The organism is Micromonospora sp. Llam0 (assembly GCF_003751085.1).
Classification (GTDB): Bacteria; Actinomycetota; Actinomycetes; order Mycobacteriales; family Micromonosporaceae; genus Micromonospora_E.
Genome location: NZ_RJJY01000001.1, coordinates 4,237,729 through 4,259,185, shown reverse-complemented (window position 1 = coordinate 4,259,185; position 21,457 = coordinate 4,237,729). Strand labels below are relative to the sequence as shown.

Below are 21,457 nucleotides of genomic sequence, written 5' to 3'. Positions count from 1 at the left end.
CGCCAGCGAGCGTCAGCCGCCGGTGAGCCAGCGGGTCACGTCCTCCGTGAGGATCACCTCGTACGGCAGAGCCCGCATGTCGTCGGCGACCACGTCCAAACCACGGGAGCGTGCGAGGTCGGCCAGCCACAACCAGGGATGCTCCTCGGCGGTCTCATCGTCGTCGGGAAGCACCACGGTCAACACGGACCGGGTGACGTTCTCCCTGGCCTTGCCGAGCTGGTCGGCACCGGGGCGTGCGTCGCCCGCCGACCGAGTGTGAAGCCACGGTCCTGGTGCAGCAGCACCCGCCGACCGTCGTCCAGCATGACGAACTCGCCGACGGAAAAGCTCTGCGTTTCCGCCGCCTCGGCCTGCTGTGGTCGGAGGTCGCAGATGGCTCCGACGCCGACGACACGGCCGGGCCCGACCGGCGGCAGGTCCACGTGGTCGTCGATGGCCCCTGGGTACGCCCTCCAACTGCCTCCCGCTCCGCGCACTCGTCGTGCCTCCTTGGCCCTTGTCGGATCGCCTCCGTCGTTCCGAGGCGAGACCGCGCCCGCTCCGGTCGCCGTCGCCGTTATTGGTACTCATACAGCATTTCACGCGGCCGGAGCGTGCGCTAACGAGCAACCAAACTGTCGAGCCCACAATAGACATAATCCGTACCTATCGGACTGCCGAAGTCGGCCTCCTGGCTCGAGAAATGTTGTCCAGGTGAGTCCTCACAACTGAATGGTCGGGATCACTGACCATCCATTGTCGCCTGTTGATGTCGGACGTGTTCCTGTAGCTTGCCTCTGGGCGGGCTGCTCGCCCACGGGACTCGGGGGAGGCGTCATGTCCTGCACACCGATGCTCTGGCCACAGCGGCGCGAGCGTTGGCGGCGCCGGTGGGTGGCGGCCTCGCTCGCGGCAATCCTGACGGCCGCGCTGCTGGTGGCCGACAGCGACCCGGCGATTGCCAAGCACGGTCCGCCTGACGGTGCGTCCACATCCCGTCCCAGTCAGGACGCGGGTTCCGCCGCAGGCCGACACCACAAGGTAGCGGGCGACGAAACCGCCGCCGAGGGGTCGATTCCCCCGGGGAATCCCCCGCTGCCGCCCGGGGCGGAGGGTGTCGTCGGCCGCGAGCGGCTCGCTCCGGATCCAGGCGACTCCTTGGAACAGTGCCGGCCATGCCCGACCGGCACCACCCCGCAGTTGCCGCCGAGGGACGCGGCACCGGTCGATGAGGGTGCGGTGACGCTGACCCCCGGAGCCGCCCCCAGCGGGTACGTCGAGGGGAGGTCTCGGGAGCTACCCGAGACCCGGACGGCGACCTCGACCACTTTCGTCAATCCGGACGGCACCAAGACCCTTCGGATGTACAGTGGACCTGCCTTTGCGCGGGACGTTGCCGGGAACATGGTGCCGATGGACACCCAGGTGCAGCGCCGTGACGACGGCCGGCTGCGGCCGCAGACGTGTCATTCGCCGCACTCGCAACCGACCCAGCGGTAGTCACCCTTCGGCTTGGCGAGGGTGTGCAGACGGGGTTCGGGATCGCCGACGCGGCGGCCGTGCCGGCGGTGACCAGTGGCTCCGACATCCGCTTCGCCGACGTCCGGCCGGACGCCGACCTCGTGCTCACCCCCACCAAGACTGGCGTTAGCGAGAGCATCGTGCTCAAGTCGGCCGACGCGCCGACGCAGTGGAACTTTCCGCTGCGACTGCAGGGCCTCGCCCCGGAACTTGTGGGCGGCGGAGTCGAACTGCGGGACGAGGCCGGCGAGGTGCGCGCCAACATCCCACCCGGCTTCATGTACGACTCGACGCCCGATCCGAAGACCGGAGCTGGTGTCCGATCCAACGGCGTCACCTACGCCTTGGACCGGGTCGGCGACGCCTGGAACCTGCGGGTGACCATGGACGGGCGGTGGTTGCGTGACCCGGCGCGAAAGTTCCCCGTGGTGGTTGATCCGCCGATCACCGCCCGGGACACCACGTACATTGACTCCTTCGTCTCCAGTCGGGACTTCGCCAACCGCGACAACAGCGCCGAGACGTTCCTCAAGGTCGGCACTTACAACGGCGGACGGGAGAAATCGGCGGCCTACGTGCGGTTTTTTGGCGCAGAAACGCTGATCGGGCGATACGTGCAGGGGGCATCGCTCAACCTGTACCAGACCTGGGCCCGGTCGTGCACCGCGTCCAAGTTGACTGTGCACCGGGTCTACGGAGACTGGTGGGAGCGAGACGTTCTGAGCTGGCCCGGGCCTGCGTACGACTCGGCGAATCCGGTCGCGAGCAAGTCGTTCAACCGGGGCGGTAACTGCACCTCCCGTCCTGCTGGCTGGGAGTCGATCCCGATCGATCCAGAGCGGTTCACCAAATGGCTGGACGGCCGCGAACGCTGGTACGGTTTTTCGCTGCGCGCTTCGAACACCGACAACAACGGCGAAAAGTTCTTTTACTCCAGCGAGTACGCCGGTGGCGGCGCGCCGTTCATCGACCTCATCTACTCTGACGAGGGGGCGGCCTACTCGCTGCCCACCAGGCGGTTCGATCCTCCAGTCACCCCGTCGACGTACGGCTTTCTCAACGTCGACGTCACCAACCTTGGCGTCACCACCTGGGTCGAGTCGTGGGACAGCCCGTCGCCCGACCTGTACGGCTACATCCGCAACAGCGCCGGCACCTTGGTGGACACCAGCGTGCACGGCGTCGGTGACATCCCAGTGCCGCACGGCGTGACTGTGCGGCTGGCCGTGGTAACTGGGTTCCTACCCGCCGGAACCTACACCATAACCATCACGATGCAGGACGCCCAGGGCCGGGATTTCGACTCCTACTACGGGGTGCCCCACGCAACGGTCTCCTTCACGGTGCTGCCGGAGGCGACGCCCGAGGTCGTCTCCTTCTTTCCACCAAACAACGCCCAGGTGGACCGGCTACGCCCAGCGCTGTGGGCGCAGTACTTCGACGCAGACAATGCGCCCGGCGGTCCCTACTACTGGTTCCGGGTCTGCAACGGCACCGCCGACGCGCCGGTCGGCTGCCAGGAGTCGCAGTGGGTCACCTCCGCCTCGTGGACGGTGCCGGCGGGTGTGCTGTCCTGGGGACAGACCTCGTTCTGGTATGTCGCCGTCCACGACGGCCAGAATATGAGTTACCTGACTGGCCCCTACCACCTGACCCCGGTCGTCGCCCAACCGGAGATCACCCATCATCTCGCCGGGGCACCCGATGGCGCCGATGTACCCGGGTTGAATGTCCAGGTTGGCAACTACTCGACGGCGGTCGTGGACGCTTCGGTCCCGGTCTCCGGGCCCCCGCTGGAGGTCAGCCGCACCTACAACTCGCAGGACCCCCGCTCCGCCGGCGCGTTCGGCGCGGGCTGGTCCACCCCGTGGGACCAGCGGATCACCGCCGATCCCGACGGCTCGGGCAGCGTAGTGGTGACGCTCACCTCGGGCCGCCAGGTCCGGTTCGGTCGCAACGCCGACGGCAGCTTCGTCCCACCTGCGGGTCAACCGTTGACCCTGGTCCGGGGCAGTGGCAACTGGACGCTGCGGGACTCTTCCGGGCAGCGGCGGGTGTTCGATGACGCGGGTCGGATCATCGCCGTGGTGGATGGCTACGGCCGGCAGCAACAGTTTCTCTACACCTCGGGAGTGTTGTCCCAGGTCAGGGACGTGGCAAGTGGCCGGTCGCTGTCCGTCACCTGGTCCGGTGGGCGAGTGAGTACGGTCCGCAGCGACGCCCCCGCCGTCGGTGCCGCCCAACCGACGTGGACCTACAGCTACACCGGCAACCGGCTGACCCGGGTCTGCTCTCCGCTCTCCGAGCAGTCCTGCGTGGAGTACCAGTACCAAGACAGCTCCCACTACCGGTCGATTGTCATCGACGACAACCCGTCGGCGTACTGGCCGTTGGGGGAGACGTCCGGGGGGACTGCGGCCAACGTGGTGGCCCGCAAGCCGGGTGAGTACGCGGCGAAGTACAGCGGGGTGACGCTCGGCCAACCTGGCGCACTCGCCGGCTCGGCCGACACCGCTGCCAGATTCAGCTCGGCGGCCAATGGTGGGCTGGCGCTGCCGGTCAACCTCACCAACACCTCGCTGTCGCTCACCGTCGAGCTGTGGTTCAAGGCGGCTAGCGGCCAGCGCGGCACGCTCTATGCGTACCAGGACACCGACCTGCTACGGGAACCGGGCGACCACACCCCCGCGCTGTACGTCGACAGCGGTGGCAAGTTGCGCGGTCAACTCTGGGCACCGGGCTCCACCCAAATGGTCTCCCCGGCCCGGGTAGACAACGGACAGTGGCACCACGTGGTGCTCGTCGGAGCAGTCGACCGCCAGGAGCTTTACCTCAACGGGACGCGGATCGGGTCGAGCACCGGCCATCCGCTCGCGATGCTGAACATGCGGTACGCGTACGTCGGCAACGGCAGCACAACCGGCTGGCCGGCTGCCGGCTCCGGGAACTTCCCGTTCATCGGCCAGATCGACGATGTTGCGTTCTACCGGCACGCCCTCGCGCCGACCCAGATCAGCGCGCACTACGCGGCCCGTGCCGCCACCTCGCGGATGACCGGCAGTATCGAACCCGGCCCGTTCACCGCGATGCAGGCGAGCTACGACGGACGCTCCGGGCGGATCACCACTCTCCAGGACCGCAACGGCGCTGAGTGGACCGTTGGGCAGCCCACGCCCAGGCGACGGCACCCGCGCCATCGAGCTTCGCTCCACCGGGCGGGACTCGGTCACGTACACCTTCGATGCGACCCGCGGCGGCCGGCTGACCTCACGGGAAACCAACCTCGGTGTGGAGAACTGGGAATACGACGCGAACGGCTTCGTCACCACCTACACCGACGCCAACGGGCGGGCCCGGTGGTACTTCCGGGATGCGCGCGGCAACATCACCTGGGAGGCGGTCTACCGCAGCAACGCCTGGGTCTACAAGAACTACGGTTACCACCTAAACGCTGACGACAAGCTGGACCCGCGTAACGACCGCCTAATCTGGCAGTCCGGCACTCGCAACGCCTGGGACAACGATCCGCGCAACCGGATCCGCTACGAACTGGACACCGCCGGCCGGCCGACGAAGATCACCTATCCGGGACCGGCCGGGTCTCCCGGCGTGCCGACCGAGTTGTTCGGGTACACCGACGGCACCGAGGCCGCCGTCGATGGCGGCCTCGTCCCCGCCGGGCTGCTCGAACAGTCGACCAACCGGCTGGGTGGGGTGACCAGTTACGAGTACAACTCGCACGGGGACCTGGTGCGCTCCACCGATCCCGCCGGCCTGATCACCACCTACGGCTACGATTCGCTCGGGCGGAACACCAGCCGGACCACCGGCACGATCGTCAACGACGAGCCGGTCACCTACGGCACCTGGCGTACCGCATACAACGCCGCCTCGCTGGTGAGCAGCGAGACCGAGCCGGGCGTGACCAACCCGGTCACCGGGGTCACACACACCGCCGTAACGACGTACGGCTACGACCCGGCCGGCCGGGTCACCACCCGGACGGTCGCCGACACCAGCGGCGGGGACGTGGTCCGCACCTGGAGCAACGTGTACGACGGTGCTGGCCGGCTGATCGAGACCGTTGCCCCGGACGGCGCCACCACGGTGCAGCACTGGAACACCGCTGGGGACCTGATCCGACTGGTCCGCCCAAACGGTCTGGTGCTGGAGCACCAGTACGACGACGGCCGTCGGCTGATCGAGACTGCCGCGACGGGGGAGGGCATCGACCCGATGGACCCGGCCGCCACGCGGCTGGTGCTGGAGTCGCGCGCTTACGACCCGGCGGGGCAGCTTGCCTCGGTCGTCGACGCGATGGGCCGGGAGACGACTTTCACCTACCACAACGACGGCCTGCGGGAGACCGAGCAGCGGGTCCGCCGCGACGCCGATGGCGAGATCACCTCCAGCGTGCTGCTGGCCCGCTATGAGTACGACCACGGCAGCAACCTGATCCGGGTCACCCGGGCCGGTGGCATGGTCTACGACTACGACTACGACGACGCGGGGCTGCGTAATCGGGAGACCGTCGATGCTGCCGGACTGGCCCGCAGCACCATTTACACGTTCGGATCCGACGGCCAGGTCACCTCGCGTAAGCAGACCAACGGGTTCACCTTCGTCTCCGGGCGCAGCTCCGAGACGCCGCACTTGCTGACCCCCGGGGGATCCCAGATCGATGGTGCCGGCGGCCGGTACGCCGATGGCACCGCCACCTTCACCTACCGGTTCCAGCTGCCGCCGGAAACCGTTACCGCGACTCTCAACCTTGAGATCGACAACCAGTATCTAGTCGAGATCAGTCCGGACAACCAGACCTGGCGGGAGGTGCTGCGGGAGAATCGCGACATCCGCGACGGATCCAACCGTAAGCAGTGGTTCATCAACCTGAACTCCACCCTCGCCGAGTCGAAGACCGTGTACGTCCGGGTCGGCGACAGCCAGCCGGCCAACGGCTGGGGCGGAGCGGTGGCCAGGGTCGCCCTCGAGTACACCCGCAGCGGTGAGAAGCCGGCCCGGAGCAGCTACCGCTACGACCGGTCCGGCCGGCTGATCGGCGCGACCGTGGAGAACCCGGGCGGCAGCCCGGACGAACTGGTCACTACCATCGCCCGCGATCCGCGCGGCCTGGTCACCAGCGTCGAAGACCCGGCCGACGCAATCACCAGCTACACCTACGACGCCGTCGGCCGGGTGCGCACCACGGCCGAGCCGACGCGTACCGTCTGGCGTGACGGTGTCCGTATCGACGACGTCACCCCGACCAGCACGCTCGGGTACAACACCTTCGGCGACGCCACCCACGCCCGGGACGCGTACGCGGCGGTCACCACCACCGAGTACGACGCGATGGGACGGGCCACCGCGGTGACCCTGCCGTCGTACACCCCGCCCGGCGGGACGTCCCTCACTCCGGTGACGCGGACCAGCTACACCTACGACGGGCAACCGGAGAAGATCACCGACTCGCTGGGCCGAATCACCCGGTACAGCTATGACAAGTACGGCCGGCTGGTCTCCGAGACGTTGCCCGCTCCGGAGGACGGGGCTGCCGCCCCGAAGTGGACCCACACGTACGATCGGGTCGGTGCCACCCTGGAGACGGTCGACCCGACCGGTGGCCGGGTGCTGGCCACCTACAACGACCTCGGCCACCAGATCACCGACACGGTCGCGGAGCGCACTGGGGACGACACCGTCTACTACACGGCGACCCTGGGCCGCGACGACGCAGGGCGGCTCACCAGCTACACCAGCCCGCGCGAGCACACCACCTCGCTTGAGTACAACAAGGCTGGCGAGCCGACGAAGGTCACCGACCCGGTCGGCCGGGTGGTGCAGACCCGCTACGACGCGCTCGGCCGGGTCACCGCCCAGATCCTCGCCGGGACCCGGGCCACCAGCTACGCCTACGACGCGGCCGGCCGGCAGATCCGCCGGTCCGACCACACGGCCGAAGCCGGGGTGCTGTCGCCCCCTCTGCGTACCACCGAGACGGGATACGACCAGGTCGGGAGGCCCACCCAGGTGACCAGCCCGGAGGGGCGGATCACCCGGTTCGGCTACGACCCCGCCGGCAACCGCACCTTGGTCACCCAGCTCGTTGACCCGACCGATCCCACCAGTGCGATCACCGTCGAACAGGGCTACGACGCGCTGGGCCGGCTCACCCGGACTGTGGATGGCCGGGACAACGCCACCGAAATCCGTTACAACGCCTGGGGACTGCCCACAGAGGTGCGCGAGCCGGGTCCGGCTGTCTGGACCACCGTCTACGACGTCGCCGGTCAGCCTATCCGGGAGGAACTGCCGGGCGGGGTCAGCCGCGCCACCGAGTACGACGGACTCGGCCGGGTGACGACGCAGACCGGCGCCGGTGCCGAGGGCGGCACCGGGCAACGGTCCCTCGGTTACGACGCGCTCGGTCGGATCACGGAGCTGGACGGGGCGGCCGGAATCACCCGCTACACCTGGAACGACCGTGGCCTGATGACCGGCTCGACGGGCCCGAGCGGTACCGCCTCGTTCCGCTACGACGGCGACGGCAACCTGATCGAGCGGACCGATTCGACCGGCACCGGCACCTTCGACTACGACCAGGCCGGCCGGCTCAAGAGCGTCGCCGACGCTTTGACGGCACGGCTCGCGACGTTCGACTACGCGCCCACCGGCGAGCTCGCCACGATCAGGTACGGCACGGCCGGACCGATCCGCGAGTTCGACCACGACGGCCTCGGCCGACTCGTCTCGGACACGGTCGATGGTCCCGACGGCACCACCCGGCTCGGCACCACCTACGCATACGACGGGGACGACCAGGTCACCGGCCGGAGCACCACGGGCGTCACCGGCGGTGGCAGCAACACGTACGGCTATGACGGACTGGGCCGGCTCATCTCCTGGACCGGTCCGGACGGCACGGCGGTCGGCTACGGCTACGACGCCGCCTCCAACCGCACCTCCACGGTCAGCCCTGCCGGCACTCGCGGCTACACCTATGACGACCGCAACCAACTGCTCACCGCCACCGGCGGCGGGGAACCGGCGATCGTCAATACCTGGTCGACGCGGGGCACCCTCGACACCACCTCGACCGACGGCGCGGTCACCACGTTCCACAACGACGCCTTCGACCGGCCGGTCCGGGTGGAGGCCGCCGGTTACACCGTCGACTACACCTACGACGCGCTGGACCGGTTGGCGCAGCGCAACGGGGTGTCGCTGGCGTACCCGGATCTGACCAACAACCCCAGCCGGGTGCCGAGCGCGGCCGGTGAGGCGGTCATCTTCCGGGACCCGCAGGGTGTGCCCCTGTCCGACACCTACGGGGCGGAGGACGGCCGCATCGTGGTGACCGACCGGTTGCGGGGTGACCAGGTCGCCACCTTGGGCAAGGACACCGGAACGGTGATCGCCTCCCGCAGCTACACCCCATACGGGGAGGTCGCGCAGAGTTCCGGGAGGTTCTCCAGCGGGTTCCAGGGTGGCTGGACCGACCCGGACACCGGCCAGGTCAACGCGCACGCCCGGTGGTACGCGCCGGACCAGGCAACGTTCACCAGCCGCGACTCGTGGATGCTGGACCCGGTCCCGGTGATGGCCGCCAACCGGTACGCCTATGCCTACGGCAGCCCGGTCACGTACGCGGATCCCAGCGGTCACTGCCCGGCGTGCGCTGTGCTGGCCCCGGTGGCTGTCGGTGCCGGTCCGATCGGCTGGATCGCGCTCGGCGTGGTCACGTTGGCCGCGACCGCCTACGTCTACGACTCATACCAGGGTTCCTGCCACGCGTCGAGCGCCGGCTGTGGCTCCGGGTCCGGTTCGTCTGGGTCGGACCGGTACATGTCGCCGGAGTTGTCCCAGGTCCGATCGCTGGTCGGCGCGGTCGGCAGCTCCCACCTGTATGAGGAGATCTACCGGCAGGCCGCCAACGGCGCCTCTGCCGCCGCGCTGATCTCCTACATCCAGTCGACGTACAGTTCGCACCCGGCGGTGCAGCAGTACACCGCTGCCCACACGCCGGCGGCGACGGCCCCGGCAACCACGGCGGTGACCACGACGCCACCGGCGGCCGTGCCGTGGACACCCCCCGCTGCCACGCCCCCACCGGCGGTCGGGCAGACGATCACCAATGTCCGTCCACCCGAGGTCGCCCTGCTCCCCGCCGGTCAGCAGCTGATCAACTCGGTGGAGACCGCAGCGACCCTGACCACCCCCACCATCCTGCAGGCCAACGCCGACGGCAGCGACGCGGCCAACCCGGTCCTCGCTCCTGCGGTGGCCGAGGCGGTGACGGCGATCGAGGAGATCACCGGCGGCAAGGACCCGCGCTGCGGCGGCGACGACGAAATCCACTCGTTCCTTCAGACGGTCGTGGAGTATGCCGCCGAGGTCGCGCTGGACGGTCTCGGCATGCGCGGCATCGACGGCCGCATCACGCGCGGGCAACAGACGGCCATCGACGAGGGCCGAGCCTGGCGGTGGCCGATCCGGGGCGGGATCGCCCACCGGGCGGTGAGGGATCTGCTGCAGCGATGGTTCCCGGAACAGTGGCACTACCGCAACGGTGGCAAGTACGACCAGGGACCGGACTTCATTCATCGCGGAACCGGGTTCGAGGTGGAGTTGAAGACGGAGAACGAGTTCCGACGGGTCAAGAGCAAGGATCGGGACGCACCGTATGATGACTGCGGCTGGGCGGTGTACCGGTGGCCTTCGTGAGGGGTGGCAGTGGCGCGGGTGGGTGATCAGACCGTCGACGAGTTGGTCGTGGACCGTCAGGAGCTGACCGGGGTCGATTTCTCGGGCCGTCGGTTGCAGCGGATCGGGGTGATCGGCTCCCGGCTCCGGTCGTGTCTGTTCCAGAAGGTCCGGACCGAGAATGCGACGTTGGGCTCCGGTCCGGAGACCTCGGAGTACATCGACTGTGTATTCGACGGTGCCCGCATCTCGCACGCGTCCGGCCGGGCGCGGTTCGTGCGCTGTTCGTTCCGAGATGTGATCTTGAAGGACTGGAACAGCACTGCGTTCGAGTTGGTCGACTGCACGTTCAGCGGCCGACTGCGTAATTCGGTCTTCTACGGGCACCCCGACGCGGTGTACGTCCCGTCAGGTGAGCCGCCGCGCAACGAGTTCCACGGCAACGATTTCTCGGCGGCGGATCTGGTGCGGGTCGAGTTCCGCTGGGGCGTCGACCTGTCCCGGCAGCGGCTGCCCGATGGCCCGGACTACGTGTATCTGCCCGATCTTCCTGTGGCCCTGGCCCGAGCTCGGGGCGAGGTCGAGGGCTGGCCGGAGGGTGATCGTCGGCGCCGTGCCCGGATCCTGCTGGGCGTCTTCGACCGTGAGGTCGACCTCGGGCAGACGCAGTGCCTGATACGGCTCAGCGAGTCGGTGCGCCGGGATGGCGACGTCGAATTTTTCGACCTGTTGAAGGGCACCCCGACACAGTGACGCTGGTGGGGCGGGCGCCGTGCGTCGACGGTCTCTACCGTGCGGATGGTACGAGCCGTCTGCTCGCGGTGGATGGGCCGCAACTGTCCTGGTTTGAGTTTGGCTTGCCCTTCAACCTCGGCGGGCGGGATGACTTCGACGTCCTGGAGGTCGACTCGGCGGCGCGCGCGGAACTGCCGGATGGTGGCTCGGTCTGCTGCGGGGAGGGTGTGCTGGGCTCGGACGGCTTCTTCGCCCGCACCGACGCGGAGGGCGAACCCATCTGGATTGCCGTTCTGACCAACTCCAATCCGTTCGTCCGGGTGGATGTCGCGGGGTCAGCCGTAAGATTCACCAACAATCTCGGGAATTCCCTGACGATCGACCTGGGCGACCCGAACCTCGCTGCGGCCTGATCGCGCACAGCCCGGAGCTACCTTCGGCCTGCCAACGAGGTCAGGCCGGGTGACTACCCCGATCCGGAAGGTCCGGATCGACGAGGTGATGCGTCGTCGCGCAGCTGTCGATGGGTGACGACGCGTTCGGTCCCGTCCCCGCGTACGTGCACGATCACCTGGTTGGGTGCGTCGTCGGCAGCCCCGAGCAGCACGTCCAGCAGGTGTTCCTCGCCGTTGGGCTCGCCCGTGATCAGCACGGCCAGACCCTAGCCGAGCCGGACCATACCCCACCTGATCCGGCCAGCCGGAACGCGGCAGATCCCGGGTGCCGCCCTGCCGTCGACCGGGCGCACCGGGATCATGCTCACTCTGGGAGGGCGGTGAGCCGGGTCCAGCTGCGGTCGAAACGCAGGGCGGCGAGCCTGGTGACGGTCTCCGGCGGGAAGTCGGGCCAGGTGCGCAGGGTCTCGTGGCGTCGGTTCAGCCGGCGGTCGAGGAAGCGTTGGGTACGGACGAGCCCGTCGGCCGCCTCGGCGGGCGTCAACGCGCCATCTATGGCCGCTGCGGCGTACTCGTCGAGGTCGAGCACCCGGTAAGGATGGTCGGGTGGTCCGACGATGACGTCGATCCAGAGGTCGTCGACGACCACCTCGGTGTCGGTGCCTGACACCCGGACCAGGTCGCAATACCACCATCCCTGCTGTGCCGGTGGAAAGATCACCGGCTGGTTGATCTGGAACCCCTCATCGAGCAGTACGTAGCTGCGCTGCTCGTGGTGCCGTCCGTTGAGCCGGAAGCCCCAGTCGTAGACGACGACGTCGTCGAGCCGCCGTCCCGCTGCGCGTATCTCGCCGTTGCGCACCACCGTGACCGGCGCGAGTCCGTCGATGCTGGTGTCGTCGTCCATGCGTGGCATGGTGCCCCAGACAGCTTGCCATCCGGTACGGAGTTTCCGAAGCGCTGGACGCTATTCGTCAGCTGAGGGCCGTGGAAATTCCACGAATGGTGGTGCCCTGCGAGTTGTCGACAGACCGTTGAATTGATCTTTCCGATCTGCGTTACTTGTGTGCACCGTGGACACAGGTCGCGACGGGAGGGCGTCCAGTTGACCGGACGGCGGGACAGTTTCATCAGGAGGCGCAGGGCGGCCGGCTTCAGCCAGGAAGGGCTGGCCGAGCGCCTGCAGGTCGATCGCACCACCGTTGCCCGGTGGGAGCGGGGTAAGGCCGAGCCGCAACCGTACACCCGAGCACGACTCGCGGAAGCGCTCGGCACCTCGGTCGATCAACTCGATGCCCTGCTCGCAGGGGAGCCGGAAAACCGATCTCTGGACATCGACGATTGGGGCGGTACCGTTACATCGGGGGACGACAATGGAGGTGATCTTACGGACCGGCGTGCGTTCACGATCAATGCCGCTCTGGCGGGCCTGGGCATCGCCAGCCCGCTGCGGGACTGGGTCACCGCGCCCGATGTGCCGCAGCACCTGAGCATGGAGCACCTGCAGCAGGTGTCGGCCACCATCGCGAGCCTTGAGCGGGCCGACGCGGCGGCCGGCGGCGGCAGCCTCTGCGACGTCGCCATCGCCATGCACCGGCGGCTGACCCGTTGGGATCGGGAGGCCACCTATCCCCGGCAGGTCGGCGATGCGTTGCAGAGCAATCTCGGCGATCTGGAAGCCTGGATCGGCTGGCTCGCGCTGGACGCGGAGCGGCGTGCCGAGTCGCGCCGCTACCTGCAGGAGGCGATCGTCCGCGCTCGACTGCGCGACGATCCGCACCTTGAGGTCCAAGTGCTGGCGATCATGGCGATGCTGGTCAGGGACGCCCGGCCGGTCGAGTCGGTGCAGATTGCCGAGGCAGCCCTCCGCATTTCGGCACCCTGGGCCACTCCTCGGCTTACCAGCCTGCTGCACCTGCGGACCACGCACGCGTCGGCGTTGATGGGCGACGCCGTCGAGTTCAACCGCGCACTCGCTAGAGCCAAGACCGCGCTCGATCGTGGCCCCAGCGATGACGACCCGCCCTACACCTGGCATGTCGGCGAGCGCGAGGTCAACGGAGCGGAAGGGCTGTCGCACCTGGCGCTCGGCCGCCCCGACCGGGCGATTTCCTGTCTGCAGGCTCGGGTGGCACACCGCGACCCTGTCTATCGGCGGAACCAGATCCTCGGCAAGGTCAGCCTGGCGATCGCGCTGCACCAGCAGGGCGACTCCACCGCAGCAGGCACCGTCGCGCTGGACGCGCTGCCGGAGATCGCCGACCTGAAGTCCGGGCGTGGCCGTAAGCGGCTCGCTGGGTTGCGGGCCGACCTCGGGCAGGTGGCCGACCAGGTGCCAGCGGCACGGGACTTCGTCGAGGCGTACGACGTGGCGAAGGTGGCAGCCTGACGAGTCGCCCGACCCGCCGGTGCCGGCGCTGGGCCAGGCTCTGGCCGCCGGCGTCGGCTTGGCCGAGGCTGGGAGACTGGGCGGTATGTCGACTGTGATCGTGCCCGCCGGGTTGAGCATGGGTCCGCGCTACCGGTACGTCCGCCCGCCGGACCCGACGCCGGAGTGCTACGAGGTGCACCTCGGTGACGACCTGGTCGAGTTGACCGAGACCGAAGCGGCGGTGTGGGCGGCGGCCTTCCTCTACCCGGACCGGCACGCCAAGCTGTCGGTCAACCGGGAGTCGCTGGTGCGGATGCTGGAGACCGCGCCGAAGCCGGAGCCACAGGCCGCCCGGTATGTCGACGACCTGATCGGTCGGGGTCTGCTGGTCGAGTTCGACACCGACGGCGACCTGCGGCCGGTGTTCAGCCGGCACAAGCTGCTGCCGCTGGCCCAGGGCCTCGGCTCCACCCCGGACGCCCCTCACCAACACCGCATCGGCATCGGCGACCAACCCCTCGTCGCCCTACCAAATTCGGTGTACGGGCTCTGGTCGTTTTCGTTTCACAGCAAGAACCTGTGGGAGGCGTGCGCCTACTACGCGGCGGCTGACGAGGACGAGCTGGAGCCTGGGGAGGAGCCCTTGGGGCTGACGCCGGAGTCGATAGCTCGGGAGGTCGCCGAGAACCTGCCGGTCCTGATCGCAGCGACGTGTGCCTTCCTCGATCCGGTGGTCAACGAGTGAGCTGGCGGCGGCGTCAGTATCGGGCTGGTGAACGACCAGCTCAGTCGTTCGTGCAGCAGTGGCGGCACGAGACCACGAAGGAAGGCACCGGAAACCTCGTCCAGCAGCTGGGTGCCGGCCTCGGTGCCCTTGCTGCACTCGCGACCACCAAGTGGGGACTTCCGTCGTCCGTCGCGATCGTCGGTGCGATTCTCGGACACGCGGTCAGCGTCGCGGGCAAGGGATTCGTCAACACGGTGTTGGATCGGCGACGTGAGGCGCGGGCGGGCGACGGCACGACCTCGGGCGGCTCTGGGCCGGGCTCCGGCAGCGGTGGTGGGGCGAGACCGCTCAGCAGCATCCGCCGCCGCTACCCCGGCCACCGGAGCCGGGGCGGCGGCGACCGTACGATCACGATTGGCGGCCCGGCCAGCCGTGGCGGCAGTGGTGGAGGTGGCGGGAGCACTGGCTCCTACCTTCAGCACCTGCGTCGACTGCTCGACGAGATCGAGACGCAGCAGGCGAAGCTGGCGAACGTCGCGAACGCGATGCGGGCGAGCCAGCTCGGCGTCGCGCAACTGCTTGCCGGTGGGCGGCAGGACCGTACGCAGGAAATCTACACTTGGTCGGAGCTGTCCCGTGCCAACGTCGAGGAAGCAGCGATCCTGACTCACCAGGCAGTCAAGAGCCTGAAGGCGTACCTGTCGAATCTCTAGGTTGATCATGCGTTGACCAGCGTTGATTCCTCCGAATGGTCAACAAGGTCGAGATGATCGACAGTGTCGTGCTGCGACAGTCTCAAGTGTTCCAGACAACAATCCCTTGTAGCTGATCAGGACATGCCCGACTCTAAACGGTTCCGTGTCCACCACCACTCAGCCCCTTGGGACATGACTCCGTGATCACTGGTGAACTGAAGAGCAAGATCGACCGCATCTGGGACGCATTCTGGTCGGGCGGTATCTCCAACCCCCTTGAAGTGATCGAGCAGATCACGTATCTGCTGTTCATCCGCCGTCTCGACGAGTTGCAGAAGCTCGCCGACAACCGGACGCAGCGTCTCGGCCCCGACGGGGTCCGGCACATCTACCCCGACGGCGACGACCCGCTCGGTCGCCCGTACAGCGAGCTGCGCTGGTCGTACTTCACGGGCCTTGGCGACCCGCGGAAGATGTACGAGATCGTCGGTGAGCACGTCTTCCCGTTCCTGCGCACCCTGGGTGGCGACGGGTCGGCGTACTCGCGGCACATGAAGGACGCCCGCTTCACCATCCCGAACCCGGCGCTGCTCGGCCGGGTCGTCGACATGATCGACGACATCCCGATGGATGACCGGGACACCAAGGGTGACCTGTACGAATACATGCTCAGCAAGATCGCGACGGCTGGGCACAACGGCCAGTTCCGGACGCCCCGGCACATCATCAACCTGATGGTCGAGATGGTCGAGCCCGGCCCGAAGGATCGCATCTGCGACCCGGCCTGCGGCACCGCCGGCTTCCTGGTCGGCGCGGTCGAGTACATCCGCCGGCGGCATCCGGCCGCGCTGCACGACCCGGTGCTACGTGACCACTTCCACCAGGACATGTTCCACGGCTTCGACTTCGACAACACCATGCTGCGGGTCGGCAGCATGAACATGCTGCTGCACGGGGTGGAGAACCCGGCCATCGACTACCGGGACTCCCTCGGTGACGACGTCAGCGACGAGACCGAGGCGTACTCGGTGATCTTGGCCAATCCGCCGTTCGCCGGCAGCCTCGACTACGAGCGCACCTCGCGGATCCTGCAGCAGACGGTCAAGACGAAGAAGACCGAGCTGCTGTTCCTCGCGCTGTTCCTGCGGCTGCTGCGCAACGGCGGCCAGGCGGCGGTGGTCGTGCCCGACGGGGTGCTCTTCGGCTCCAGCAAGGCACACAAGGAGCTGCGCCGCATGCTGGTCGAGGACCAGAAGCTCGACGCGGTGGTCAAGCTGCCCGGTGGGGTCTTCAAGCCGTACGCCGGGGTGTCGACCGCGATCCTGTTCTTCACCAAGACCAACAGCGGCGGTACGGGCAACGTCTGGTTCTATGAGGTGAAGGCCGACGGCTGGAGCCTCGACGACAAGCGCAGCCCGCTGCTGCCGGAGGCGAAGCTCGGCCCGGTGCCGGCCGAGGCGTTGACCGCTGAGGAGCACGCGAAGAACAACCTGCCGGACGTGCTGGCCCGCTGGAAGCAGCGCGACGGTGCCGAGCGGGAGCGGGCGCGCACCGAGCAGTCCTTCTGCGTGCCGAAGGACGACATCGTCGCCCAGGACTACGACCTGAGCCTCAACCGCTACAAGGAGATCGTGCACGAGGAGGTCGAGCACCGGCCACCAGCCGAGATCATCGCCGAACTCGAACGCCTCGAATCCGAGATCCAGCAGGGCCTCGCCGACCTCAAGGGGCTACTGTGATGTGGACTACGAAAAGGCTGGATGAAGTCTGTTCGATTGTTATGGGACAGGCGCCACCGGGTGAGGGTTACAACCTCGATGGGTTGGGTTGGCCGCTGGTGGCAGGTCCCGGCGACTTCGAAGGTGACCGCCCAGTGGTCAAGAAGTTCACGAAGCATGCTGCCAAGCTTTCTCAGCGCGGGGAGATCATCCTCGGCGTGCGGGCGTCAATTGGCGCGAAGGTTTGGAGTGATCGAATCTATGCGTTGGGTCGTGGAGTCGCTGGTCTGACTCCCGCGGAAGAAGTCGACTCCCGCTATCTCTGGCACTGGCTAACGTGGTGTGCCCCTGAGCTTTCAGCTAAGGGCAAGGGCGCGACATTTAAGCAGGTGAACCGGCAGGACATAGGCGAGATGGAGGTGCCGGTTCCTGGTTTGGCTGAGCAGCGGCGGATCGCGGATCTGCTCGACCGCGTCGACACCCTGCGCGCCAAGCGCCGAGAAGCAGGGGCTGCGGTCGCTGGGCTAGCAAAGGGGATGTTTTGGGAGTGGCTTCCGTTGGGCACCCCGGAAGTTGCCCTCGGTGAACATTTGGATTTCGTGACCAGTGGTGGCAGGGGTTGGGCTCGCTACTATTCGCAGGTCGGGCATCGATTTATTCGGTCGCTTGATGTGCGCATGCAGGAGATCGATTCAGGTGATGCGGCTTATGTTGATCCACCTGATAATGCTGAGGCTAGACGCACTCGAACCAAAGTGGGTGATGTGCTGCTTACAATAACCGGATCCAGGATTGGTCGAGTTGCGCCATTGCCGCGATCGTTGGATGGCTCCTTCGTTAGTCAGCACGTCGCGATCCTTCGGCCGTCGCCTCGGCTGCGTCCGGAGTTTCTGTCGTTTTTCTTAGGGATGGAGGACGGTGGTCAGCGCCAAATTTCACAGGCCCAGTATGGACAAACCAAGCCCGGGCTGAACTTTGAGCAGATACGAGCGTTCATGATGCCGGTGCCGAGTCTTGACGTTCAGGATGATTTCTGCAATCGGCTTAATGGGTTGCGGGATCTGAAGGTGGTGCAGCGGCGGGCGTTGGGGGAGTTGGATGCGTTGTTTGCGTCGTTGCAGCACCGGGCGTTCCGGGGGGAGCTGTGACGGCTGCCAGCAACTTCGCCTTCCTGCGGGCTGAGTGGCCCGACCTGTTCGACGAGGCGCAGCGCGTCGAACAGCACACGTTCGCAGACCCCCGCTACGCCTGCTTCTATGCTCGGCGCTGCCTCGAACATCTGGTGAAGTGGCTGTACCGGGCCGATGAGGCGCTGCGGCGGCCGTACCGGGGGAATCTCGCCGCGCGGATCGCGGAGCCGGCGCTGAAGAACCTGGTCGGCGAGGACCTGCACGCCAAGATGGAGATCATCCGGCGGCAGGGCAACCAGGCGGTCCACGAGAGCCGGCGGGTCAGTGACCGGGACGCGCTCCTGGTCTGCCAGGAGCTGTTCCACCTGATGTACTGGCTGGCCCGCACCTACACCCGCGACCAGGCCGCCGTGCCGTCGAGCAGCCTCGTCTTCGACGAAGCGCTGCTGCCGAGGCCGGCGGTGCGTCAGGCCAAGACCCGCGCCGAGCTGCGCGCCCTCGTCGACCAGCTCGCCGCGCAGGAGGAGCGCGAGGAGCGCGAAGCCGCCGCCGAGCTCGACGGTGACCTCGACGAGCAGGTCAAGCAACTCCGTGAGCAGGTGGCCGCCGCCAAGAAGCGCAACAGCAGGGTGCCGGACACCCACGACTACAACGAGCAGCAGACCAGGGACCTGTTCATCGACCTGCTGCTGCACGAGGCGGGCTGGGCGCTGGATCAGGCACGGGACACCGAGTTCCAGGTCAGCGGCATGCCGAACCAGACCGGCATCGGCTACGTCGACTATGTGCTGTGGGGCGACGACGATCGGCCGCTGGCGATCGTCGAGGCCAAGAGCGCCCGGCGGCACGCCATCGACGGCCAGAACCAGGCCCAGCTGTACGCCGACGCGCTGGAGCGGATGTACGGCCGGCGGCCGGTGATCTTCTACACCAACGGCTACGAGATCTGGCTCTGGGACGACCTGCGGTACCCGTACCGCAAGGTCCAGGGTTTCTACACCAAGGATCAGCTTGAGCTGCTGATCCAGCGTCGGTCGACCCGGCAGCGGCTGGCCGACACGTCGATCGACCGGGGGATCGTCAACCGGCACTACCAGCAGCGGGCGATCCGCCGGATCGCCGACACGTTCGAGGCCGACGGCCAGCGTAAGGCGCTGGTGGTGATGGCGACCGGGGCCGGCAAGACCCGCACCACGATCGCCCTGGTCGACTTGCTGCAGCGGGCCAACTGGGTCAAGCGGGTGCTGTTCCTCGCCGACCGGTTGGCGCTGGTGCAGCAGGCGACAAACGCCTTCAAGACGCACCTGCCGGACACGGTGACGGTCAACCTGTCGCAGGACCGCAACCGCACCGACGGCCGCGTCTACGTCGCCACGTACCCCACGATGATGGGCCTGATCAACGAGCTGGACGAGGGCGGCAGCCGGCGGTTCGGGCCGGGCTACTTCGACCTGGTGATCATCGACGAGGCGCACCGGTCGGTCTACCAGAAGTACGGCGCCATCTTCGACTACTTCGACTCGCTGCTGGTCGGGCTGACCGCCACCCCGAAGGACGAGGTCGACCGCAACACGTACCGCCTGTTCAACCTGGAGAACGGCGTGCCGACCGACGCGTACGGCCTGCAGGACGCGATCCGCGAGGGTTACCTGGTCCCGCCGCGCGCCGTCTCCGTCGCGATCCGCTATCCGCGCCACGGCATCCGCTACGACGACCTTCCCGAGCACGAGAAGGAGAAGTGGGACGAGCTGGAGTGGGGTGAGGAGGAGGCCCCGGACCGGGTCGACGCGCAGGCCATCAACCAGTGGCTGTTCAACGCCGACACCGTCGACAAGGTCCTCGAACTGCTGATGACCCGGGGGCACCGGGTAGCCGGCGGCGACCGGATCGGCAAGACCATCATCTTCGCCAAGAACACCCGGCACGCCGAGTTCATCGCCGACCGGTTCAACGCCAGCTACCCGCAGCTGCGCGGCGAGTTCGCCCGGGTCGTGCTGCACAAGGACCGGTACGCACAAAGCCTCATCGACTCGTTCGGCACCCCGGACAAGGCACCGCACATCGCCATCTCGGTCGACATGATGGACACCGGCATCGACGTGCCGGAGGTCGTCAACCTGGTCTTCTTCAAGCAGGTGCGGTCGAAGACGAAGTTCTGGCAGATGATCGGCCGGGGCACCCGGCTGTGCAACGACCTGTTCGGCCCCGGCCAGCACAAGAAGGACTTCCTGGTCTTCGACTTCTGCGAGAACTTCGAGTACTTCGGCCAGTCACCCACCCGTACCGAGGGGTCCACGGCCGCGTCGCTCAGTGAGCGGATCTTCAAGGCGAAGGTCGAGCTGATCAGCCAGCTCGACCAGCGGCTGCCCGCCGGCACGGTCATCGACGGCGACGGCACCCGCAGCGAATCCGGGCTGCGCTGGGACGTCGCGAACGAGCTGCGCGGCCTGGTCGCTGGCATGCGGCTGGAGAACTTCCTGGTCCGCCCGCACCGACAGGCCGTCGAGCGGTACGCCGACCCGGCGAGCTGGCAGCGGCTGACGCCGGAGTCGTCGGAGGAGATCAGCCACGAGCTGGCTCGGTTGCCGAGCGAAGTGCGCCCGACCGGTGACGAGGAAGCCAAACGGTTCGACCTGATGATCCTGCGGCTGCAACTCGCCCGGCTCGGTGCCGGCGGCCGCTTCGACCGGATCAAGGCCGATGTGCAGGCGATCGCCGCCGCGTTGCTGGAGCAGACGAACATCCCGGCGATCCGCGCCGAGGTGGAGCTGCTCGACCAGGTCGCCGCCGAGGAGTGGTGGCGCGATGTCACCCTGCCGATGCTGGAAGGGCTGCGGCGGCGGGTCCGGTCGCTGGTCCGGCTGGTCGAGAAGTCGAAGCGGGCGATCGTCTACACCGACTTCGAGGACCAGATCAACGACGTGACCGAGGTACGCCTGACCGGTCTCGACGTCGGCACCGACTTCGAGCGGTTCCGGGAGAAGGTCCGGGTGCACCTGCGGACCCACGAGGACCATGTGGCGTTGCAGAAGCTGCGGCGTAACCGGCAACTGTCGCCGACCGATCTGGCCGAGCTGGAACGGATGCTCATCGACTGCGGCGGAAGTGAGCAGGAGATTGCCCAGGCCCGGCGGCGGGCCAACGGCCTCGGGCTGTTCCTACGCTCCCTCGTCGGGCTGGACCGGCAGGCCGCCACCGAGGTGTTCGACGAGTTCACCGCCGGCCGCAACCTCGACGCCGGGCAGCTCGACTTCATCAACACGATGATCGACCACCTGACGCAGAACGGAGTGATGGAGCCGAGCCGGCTCTACGAGTCGCCGTTCACCGAGAAGGCACCGGCCGGCCCGGACTCGGTCTTCCCGTCGGCGGACGTCGACAAGCTGGTCAGCATCCTGCGTACGGTTCAGGCGAGAGCGGCCGAGCCGGAGACCGACGTCGCCTGACCTTGCAGCCGGAGTCACCGGAGGGATTTGGACT

The 21,457-nt window shown here is 67.7% G+C and carries 14 protein-coding genes; 11 read left to right on the top strand and 3 right to left on the bottom strand.

What is annotated here, in order from left to right; translation table 11 throughout:
* Nucleotides 1-12: 12 nt before the first annotated feature.
* On the bottom strand, nt 13-186 hold the full coding sequence (locus tag EDC02_RS40300) for a hypothetical protein (protein ID WP_158632225.1): 174 nt from the start codon (nt 184-186) through the stop codon (nt 13-15).
* Between the two features lie 633 nt (nt 187-819).
* Between EDC02_RS40300 and EDC02_RS18610 the strand changes: the two genes are divergently transcribed.
* The 5 genes from EDC02_RS18610 (at nt 820) to EDC02_RS18590 (ending at nt 11,354) form a co-directional block, all read left to right on the top strand.
* The gene (locus tag EDC02_RS18610) at nt 820-1,482 is read left to right on the top strand and encodes a hypothetical protein (protein WP_148083513.1); all 663 of its coding nucleotides are present in this window, start codon (nt 820-822) and stop codon (nt 1,480-1,482) included.
* 23 nt (nt 1,483-1,505) lie between these two features.
* Nucleotides 1,506-4,958 carry a LamG-like jellyroll fold domain-containing protein gene (locus EDC02_RS18605; RefSeq protein WP_123603063.1) on the top strand — a complete coding sequence of 1,151 codons (3,453 nt, stop codon included), beginning with the start codon at nt 1,506-1,508 and terminating at the stop codon, nt 4,956-4,958.
* Between the two features lie 154 nt (nt 4,959-5,112).
* Nucleotides 5,113-10,227, top strand: coding sequence for an RHS repeat-associated core domain-containing protein (locus EDC02_RS41655; protein WP_370461552.1), 5,115 nt, complete (start codon nt 5,113-5,115; stop codon nt 10,225-10,227).
* Nucleotides 10,228-10,245: 18 nt separating this feature from the next.
* Nucleotides 10,246-10,959, top strand: a complete 714-nt coding sequence (locus EDC02_RS18595; protein WP_123603061.1) for a pentapeptide repeat-containing protein — start codon at nt 10,246-10,248, stop codon at nt 10,957-10,959.
* Nucleotides 10,956-11,354: a hypothetical protein gene (locus EDC02_RS18590; protein ID WP_123603060.1), complete on the top strand. Its 399-nt coding sequence runs from the start codon at nt 10,956-10,958 to the stop codon at nt 11,352-11,354. Before EDC02_RS18595 ends, EDC02_RS18590 begins: the two co-directional genes overlap by 4 nt.
* Before the next feature lie 53 nt (nt 11,355-11,407).
* Here EDC02_RS18590 and EDC02_RS18585 read toward each other — a convergent pair whose 3' ends face one another.
* Together EDC02_RS18585 and EDC02_RS18580 are read right to left on the bottom strand one after the other, a co-directional pair.
* Nucleotides 11,408-11,593 (bottom strand): hypothetical protein, encoded by a 186-nt coding sequence (locus EDC02_RS18585; RefSeq protein ID WP_123603059.1) that lies wholly within the window; start codon nt 11,591-11,593, stop codon nt 11,408-11,410.
* 107 nt (nt 11,594-11,700) lie between these two features.
* Nucleotides 11,701-12,243, bottom strand: a complete 543-nt coding sequence (locus EDC02_RS18580) for a DUF402 domain-containing protein (protein ID WP_158632223.1) — start codon at nt 12,241-12,243, stop codon at nt 11,701-11,703.
* 132 nt (nt 12,244-12,375) lie between these two features.
* Between EDC02_RS18580 and EDC02_RS18575 the strand changes: the two genes are divergently transcribed.
* The 6 genes from EDC02_RS18575 to EDC02_RS18550 all read left to right on the top strand — a co-directional run bounded on the left by EDC02_RS18575 (nt 12,376) and on the right by EDC02_RS18550 (nt 21,423).
* Complete coding sequence (locus tag EDC02_RS18575; RefSeq protein ID WP_123603057.1) at nt 12,376-13,725, top strand: helix-turn-helix transcriptional regulator; 1,350 nt, start codon at nt 12,376-12,378, stop codon at nt 13,723-13,725.
* An 85-nt stretch (nt 13,726-13,810) separates the two neighbouring features.
* Nucleotides 13,811-14,452, top strand: coding sequence for a hypothetical protein (locus tag EDC02_RS40860; protein ID WP_199757676.1), 642 nt, complete (start codon nt 13,811-13,813; stop codon nt 14,450-14,452).
* Nucleotides 14,453-14,502: 50 nt separating this feature from the next.
* Complete coding sequence (locus EDC02_RS18565) at nt 14,503-15,147, top strand: hypothetical protein (RefSeq protein ID WP_123603056.1); 645 nt, start codon at nt 14,503-14,505, stop codon at nt 15,145-15,147.
* Between the two features lie 182 nt (nt 15,148-15,329).
* Nucleotides 15,330-16,868, top strand: a complete 1,539-nt coding sequence (locus tag EDC02_RS18560; RefSeq protein WP_123604921.1) for a class I SAM-dependent DNA methyltransferase — start codon at nt 15,330-15,332, stop codon at nt 16,866-16,868.
* Nucleotides 16,868-17,995: a restriction endonuclease subunit S gene (locus tag EDC02_RS40295; RefSeq protein ID WP_158632222.1), complete on the top strand. Its 1,128-nt coding sequence runs from the start codon at nt 16,868-16,870 to the stop codon at nt 17,993-17,995. Before EDC02_RS18560 ends, EDC02_RS40295 begins: the two co-directional genes overlap by 1 nt.
* Entirely contained in the window at nt 17,992-21,423 is a 3,432-nt protein-coding gene (locus EDC02_RS18550; RefSeq protein ID WP_123603054.1) for a DEAD/DEAH box helicase family protein, read from the top strand. The genes EDC02_RS40295 and EDC02_RS18550 overlap by 4 nt, the downstream gene beginning before the upstream one ends.
* Nucleotides 21,424-21,457: the final 34 nt, after the last annotated feature.